The following is a 5,667-nucleotide window of genomic DNA, read 5'->3' on the forward strand; positions in this document are numbered from 1 at the left end:
TATTTTGTTTCAACTGAATATGCCACTCTTTTCATAGAAAAAACACCTCCGTATAAATTCATTTTAATATGAATTCAACGAAAGTGTTTTTTTTACTCCCACATCCTGGGGTTAGTGCATTACTCTGCTACTTTTTTTATGTTGTATGTGAGGGTGGTTGGAAATGAAGATGTGAGTTTGTTGTGGTTGTTAAGGAACGGGATAACTTTAGTATTTTCTTGGCTTTATTTGGACATTAAGCCAAGACTTCAGCCATCTCTTGGCTTTATTCGGACATTAAGCCATGTCTTCAGCTATCTCTTGGCTTTACTCTCACATTAAGCCATGACTTGCCTCATATCACACATCTACACTCTATTCAACTCACCTGTCCCAATTAATCTCCTCAATATTATTCATTTTTATTGTTCTACTGCTACGTGTTCATCTATAAATTTAGTTACTGGCTTTAATTGAACATAACCATCTGCTACGTATTCATCATTGATTGTTACAAGTGGATAGAATAGTTCGTCTTCGTTTATTCTTTCTATAAATTGTTGGTCGTGATCTGTTAAATTTTCAGTTTGATTCATAATATCAATATATGTGTATTCAAGGTTTAACTCTGGATATTTTCTTCCTAAAATTGCTTGTAACCACTCAAATGTATCTTTTGATGATGGTGCATTTACACAACTTGCACATACAACATCAGCCCCATAAATTACTATACTTGCCTTGGACATTTTAGCATCCCCCTAGTTTCATGAATAGATTTTTTACCTTATTTCTATTATAATAGATAAATAAGATTAATGTATCTAATAACACTTGATGAGAGGAGTATTAATATATATGGCTACCGAACAACAAACAATGTTTGATCAAGTTAGTGATGTACTCGAAAAGTTAAGACCATTCTTATTACGTGATGGCGGCGACTGTGAACTAGTAGATGTTGATGACGGGATTGTTAAATTACGTCTACTTGGTGCTTGTGGTACTTGCCCAAGTTCTACTATTACGCTAAAAGCCGGCATAGAACGTGCTTTATTAGAAGAAGTACCTGGCGTAGTGGAAGTAGAACAAGTATTCTAACTTCATAATCAATAAAAAGCAGCACATCGTTTATAAAACGATGTGCTGCTTTTTTATTTCCTAGGTAATATTAATGATACTGTCTACTCACTTTTCCATCATATGTTCCATTGATGTGTTGTATCATTTGTTCATTAATATATACCCAGCCTTTCCATCCTATATGAACAGCATCTGTTATAACATACGGTTCATATTCTTTATCGGTTAAATCATATACTTTCATATCATTCTTTTGAATCATGTGATTGATTTTCTCATAAACCGCTTCACGTCTTTCTTTATCAACATGGATATGGTCATACCATTTTCCATTTGCTGGAATAACGATAAACAATGGATCTGCTTTGGCTTCTTTTAAAGTATCAATTAATAATTGTAAATCATCAAATTCTTTCGAATGAATATTAAACTCATAATTACGATTATATCTTTTACGTTGTTGCTTTAATAAATGCCAATATTTATCATTCATACCAAATTTATTTGTTCTTGAATGTTGTGCGCCATATTCTGAAGCGTATAACTTCAAATCATTCCAATTCATATGATTAAAATGATGGTGTTCTTTTCTATGGAACTTTGCTTTTTCTTGTCCAAAAATTGATTTCAAAGCGTCGTGTTTTTCATAGATGTTTTTTTCAAAATCATTCATAAATGTACCTTCATCATAATGATGATTTTCTTTTTCTATGACTGATTTTAAGTATGGGTCTGATTTTAATTGTTTAAATTGCACTAACCTTTTAGCAAAACGATCTTTAATTTCTGGACTTAACACTTTATTTTTAAATAAGTGATCAGCTTGTAACGGTGAAAATCGAGCACTAAAATTATCATTAGTCAGTCCATGATCTGTAAACCATTGTGGAGAAATAATAATCGCTATTTTTTTACCTTTCAGATTATGTGCTTGGCTCCCCATATTAATTGCATGAATTAAATCAGTTGATCCACCCGTACCTATTAGATATGGTTGCAATTTCGCTTTTTTATCATTCAAGATATACGCTGGATGAAAGATGTCTTGTTTCTCTAATTCACTTGATCCAAAGATTGGATAGAAATTTTTACTTAATAACATTTCTTCTTGTGAGTGCACACCTTTTAGTACTGTATCATCTAAAGATATCGCTTCGTTATTAATACTGTCATACTTTGAAAATGATTTAATCCATTCTACTGGTACGAGTAAAAATAAACCGAATAATAAACCACTTATTAATAATGGTAACAATAACTTTAGTTTCATTGTAATTCCTTAAGTACTTTTATAATTTTATTTGGTGTTGCCCACTCATCTCTATCAAAATCAGTAATTGTTACATCAATGCCTAAATTATTTTGAATTTCTAATAATAACCCAACTGTCGCAAATGAATCGATAATGCCTTCTTCAAATATTTCAATATCAGGATTTTCTTTAACGATATCATTTTCTGCAACTTCTGCTAAAATATTTAAAACACTCTCTTCAAAATTCATAATATAACTCCCTTATTTAATGTATTAACTTGCCTGAGAAAAGTAAAAATCCAAATGCTATACAATGGAATGTAATAAGAATTGCTACTATGTTCATAATGCTTGGATTCATCTTTATAGGATGTTTTTTACGCCATTGTTCGTAATAACCATATCCAATAAATAGCATTGCATGATATAAACCATACAAAATATAATGCCATTCAATACCATGCCAAATACCCATAATAAAGAAATTTAAGAAAAATCCTAAATTAGATATTAATAATTTATCTTTTAATAATTTTTCTTTAGATACCCAGAATACAAATCGCATATATACGCAATCTCTAAACCAAAATGATAAACTCATATGCCATCTATTCCAGAAATCTTTAATATTTTTAGCTTTAAATGGTTGGTTAAAGTTAACTGGTGTTTGTACACCAAATAAATAACTAAATGCAATAGCAAACAGACTGTATCCTGCAAAATCAAAGAACAAATAGAAACTATAACCATACATATAATATAAGTAATTTAAAAATGTCGGATCCGTGTCTATTGGTACAACTTTTATGACATATTCATTAATGTAATAAGCAATAATATATTTATACAAGAATCCCATAAACACCATATGTATCGCTTTGATAAGCATGTCATAGTACTTTTCAGGTTCTATTGACTTCTCTTCATCTTTAATAAATCGTTTATAGCGATCTATTGGACCAGATGAGATTGTTGGAAAGAACGTGATAAAATCTATTAATTTCATCGTATCGATAGATTTTATTCGACTATCACGAATTTCCATAATGAGTTGAATACTCTTAAATGCAATATAAGAAATTCCTAAGAATCCAATAAATTCAATGACTCTATTACCATGTATTGTAAGTTGATGTGTTCCAAGCCAACTACTTTGTAATACTTTTACAACAATTAACGGTAATATAGATAACAATATTGCACTCACATATAACTTAAAGTTATTCGTTTTCTTTACGAGCGTATTATAAGTTCTAATCAAAACAACTTGGTAACATACGTACAATGCAAAGAATATGAGTTGATAACTTAAATATTGATTATCGAATAAATTTTTACTATCATCCGAAAATATTAAAACAAGCATAATTAAGGTTATTACCCTGTTGTATATAAGACTTTTCTTACCGATTAATCCTAAAATAATAACGGGTAACATTAAGATTAAACAGATGTAGAAATAAGTAAAATCGCCATATGGTGTCATGAATTTAACCTCTCTAATACTTTGTTGCGATCTAATTTACCGTTAGCCGTTAAAGGTAGCTGTTTAGCATAACTGAATTTTCTAGGAATCATATATTCTGGTAAATGTAATTTCAATTCATGTTTCAAATGCATCGTCATGTCATTTTCACTATCTAGCTCATCAGCTATTGGTACAATTGTTGCATGTAAATATTGGATTTTCTCACCATGTTTAATTGGTGAAATGACAGCTTGTTTAACGTCTGGTAAATGTTCAAGCACGCTTTCAATTTCTTCAAGTTCCATGCGATACCCATTAATCTTAATTTGGAAATCAATTCTTCCGTTAATGAACCAATAGCCATCTCGATAAGACGCTTTGTCCCCTGTATGATAATTTAATTGGCCATCAATGTTTTTAAAAACTTTATTATGTTTTTCTTCATCTTTTAAGTAACCTTGGCTCACACTTTTACCAATAATAATTAATTCACCTTCATCTGTTAACTTCAATTCACTATTTGGGCGTACTTTGCCTATTGGTAAAGGTTTAAATTGATCCAATATTTCTTCTGTGATTTGTATACTTGTTACAGCAACTGTAGCTTCAGTTGGTCCATATGTATTATAAATAGTTGATGTCGTAAACAAATCATGTAATTTCTGAGCTGTTTTATGACTTAATATTTCTCCACAGAAGAAGAACTGTTTTAATTTCGGATGATGTGTTTCATTAAAATTAGGTAATAACAGACACATTTCTAAAAATGAAGGTGTAGACACCCAGCTTTCTACTGCTTTATGTTCAAGTAATTCATATAATTGTTTAGGCTTTTCAATCATTTTCTTATCAACAAGTTGAAGTGTACCACCTGTCATTAAACATGGATAAATGGCCATTACAGACAAGTCAAAAGAAAACGGTGCTTGATTTAACCACATTCTGTGCTCGCCTATTTGATTTAATTCCAGCATCCATTCTGTAAAATCAACTAGACTTTCATATCTAATTTGTACACCTTTAGGAAACCCTGTAGAGCCAGATGTAAAAATTGTATAAACAATATCTTTATCAGATATTCTGTCGAAGTCTTGCTCCACTGATTCAACAGCAAGTATTTCTTCTATCGTTATTTGCTTTACATATAAATTATTCAATAAATTTCCAGTTGTGTTCAAAATAAAAACAGGCTCAACCTTCTGCACTAACCCCATGATGTGGGAGTAAAATAAAAACACTTTCGTTGAATTCATATTAAAATGAATTTATACGGAGGTGTTTTTTCTATGAAAAGAGTGGCATATTCAGTTGAAACAAAATATAAAGTAGTAGAAATGAAACTCAAAGGATTTAGCACAAGAGAAATAATGGATACTTTAAATATTAAAAATGAATCTCAAGTTAATAAGTGGTGGAAATGGTATAGAGATGGTGAAACACATAGGTTTAATCAACAAGTGGGTAAACAATATTCCTATGGAAAAGGTATAGAAGAGTTAAGTACTGTTGAATCGCTCAAACTTCAATTAAAGCGTAAAGAAGTAGAAAATGAAATTTTAAAAAAGTACAAGGAATCGGAAAGGAAGTGGTCCCAGAGGTAGTTGTTGAATTAGTAAATGAATTGAAATCTAAATATACAGTGAAAGTCATTTTAGAAGCTTTAGATATTCCAAAATCAAATTATTACAGATGGAAAAACAAAGATTTCAGTATATCTGAGGATGAACGAGAAATTATAGAACTATGTAAGAAACATCGTTTTACATATGGTTATAGAAAAATAACTGCCTTGTTAAATAGAAAAAATAATAAACCAATTAATCACAAAAAAGTACAAAGGATTATGCAAAAACATAATTTAAATTGTAAAGTACGAATGAAGA

General features: G+C 30.3%; 6 protein-coding genes and 1 pseudogene. 2 read left to right on the forward strand and 5 right to left on the reverse strand.

The features are described from left to right. Window positions 1–401 precede the first annotated feature (401 nt). Entirely contained in the window at window positions 402–728 is a 327-nt protein-coding gene (locus tag LQ693_RS13090) for a YuzD family protein (protein WP_037588843.1), read from the reverse strand. Window positions 729–837: 109 nt separating this feature from the next. Here LQ693_RS13090 and LQ693_RS13095 point away from each other — a divergent pair, with 109 nt between their 5' ends. Further along, window positions 838–1,080: a NifU family protein gene (locus LQ693_RS13095; protein WP_025904405.1), complete on the forward strand. Its 243-nt coding sequence runs from the start codon at window positions 838–840 to the stop codon at window positions 1,078–1,080. A gap of 70 nt (window positions 1,081–1,150) precedes the next feature. On the opposite strand, the gene dltD is transcribed toward LQ693_RS13095, so the two are convergent. Genes dltD through dltA form a run of 4 tightly spaced genes read right to left on the reverse strand, consistent with a single transcriptional unit; the run spans window position 1,151 to window position 4,989 of the window. After that, complete coding sequence (dltD, locus tag LQ693_RS13100; protein WP_107618366.1) at window positions 1,151–2,332, reverse strand: D-alanyl-lipoteichoic acid biosynthesis protein DltD; 1,182 nt, start codon at window positions 2,330–2,332, stop codon at window positions 1,151–1,153. Next, entirely contained in the window at window positions 2,329–2,565 is a 237-nt protein-coding gene (gene dltC, locus LQ693_RS13105) for a D-alanine--poly(phosphoribitol) ligase subunit 2 (RefSeq protein ID WP_025904403.1), read from the reverse strand. The genes dltD and dltC overlap by 4 nt, the downstream gene beginning before the upstream one ends. Before the next feature lie 16 nt (window positions 2,566–2,581). After that, window positions 2,582–3,802: a D-alanyl-lipoteichoic acid biosynthesis protein DltB gene (gene dltB / locus LQ693_RS13110; RefSeq protein WP_119498930.1), complete on the reverse strand. Its 1,221-nt coding sequence runs from the start codon at window positions 3,800–3,802 to the stop codon at window positions 2,582–2,584. Next, window positions 3,799–4,989, reverse strand: a complete 1,191-nt coding sequence (dltA, locus tag LQ693_RS13115; RefSeq protein WP_239743716.1) for a D-alanine--poly(phosphoribitol) ligase subunit DltA — start codon at window positions 4,987–4,989, stop codon at window positions 3,799–3,801. Before dltA ends, dltB begins: the two co-directional genes overlap by 4 nt. 81 nt (window positions 4,990–5,070) lie before the next feature. On the opposite strand from dltA, the pseudogene LQ693_RS13120 reads away from it, so the two are divergent. Beyond that, window positions 5,071–5,667: pseudogene (locus LQ693_RS13120) on the forward strand (IS3 family transposase); the annotation flags it as partial.

Origin of the sequence: Mammaliicoccus sp. B-M6 (assembly GCF_022386965.1) — a bacterium.
Taxonomy (GTDB): Bacteria; Bacillota; Bacilli; order Staphylococcales; family Staphylococcaceae; genus Mammaliicoccus; species Mammaliicoccus sciuri_A.

Bases quoted from the DNA above. Each gene is read 5' to 3' on its own strand.
- dltD (WP_107618366.1), bottom strand. From the start codon at position 2,332: ATGAAACTAAAGTTATTGTTACCATTATTAATAAGTGGTTTATTATTC.
- LQ693_RS13090 (WP_037588843.1), bottom strand. From the start codon at position 728: ATGTCCAAGGCAAGTATAGTAATTTATGGGGCTGATGTTGTATGTGCA.
- dltB (WP_119498930.1), bottom strand. From the start codon at position 3,802: ATGACACCATATGGCGATTTTACTTATTTCTACATCTGTTTAATCTTA.
- dltC (WP_025904403.1), bottom strand. From the start codon at position 2,565: ATGAATTTTGAAGAGAGTGTTTTAAATATTTTAGCAGAAGTTGCAGAA.
- LQ693_RS13095 (WP_025904405.1), top strand. From the start codon at position 838: ATGGCTACCGAACAACAAACAATGTTTGATCAAGTTAGTGATGTACTC.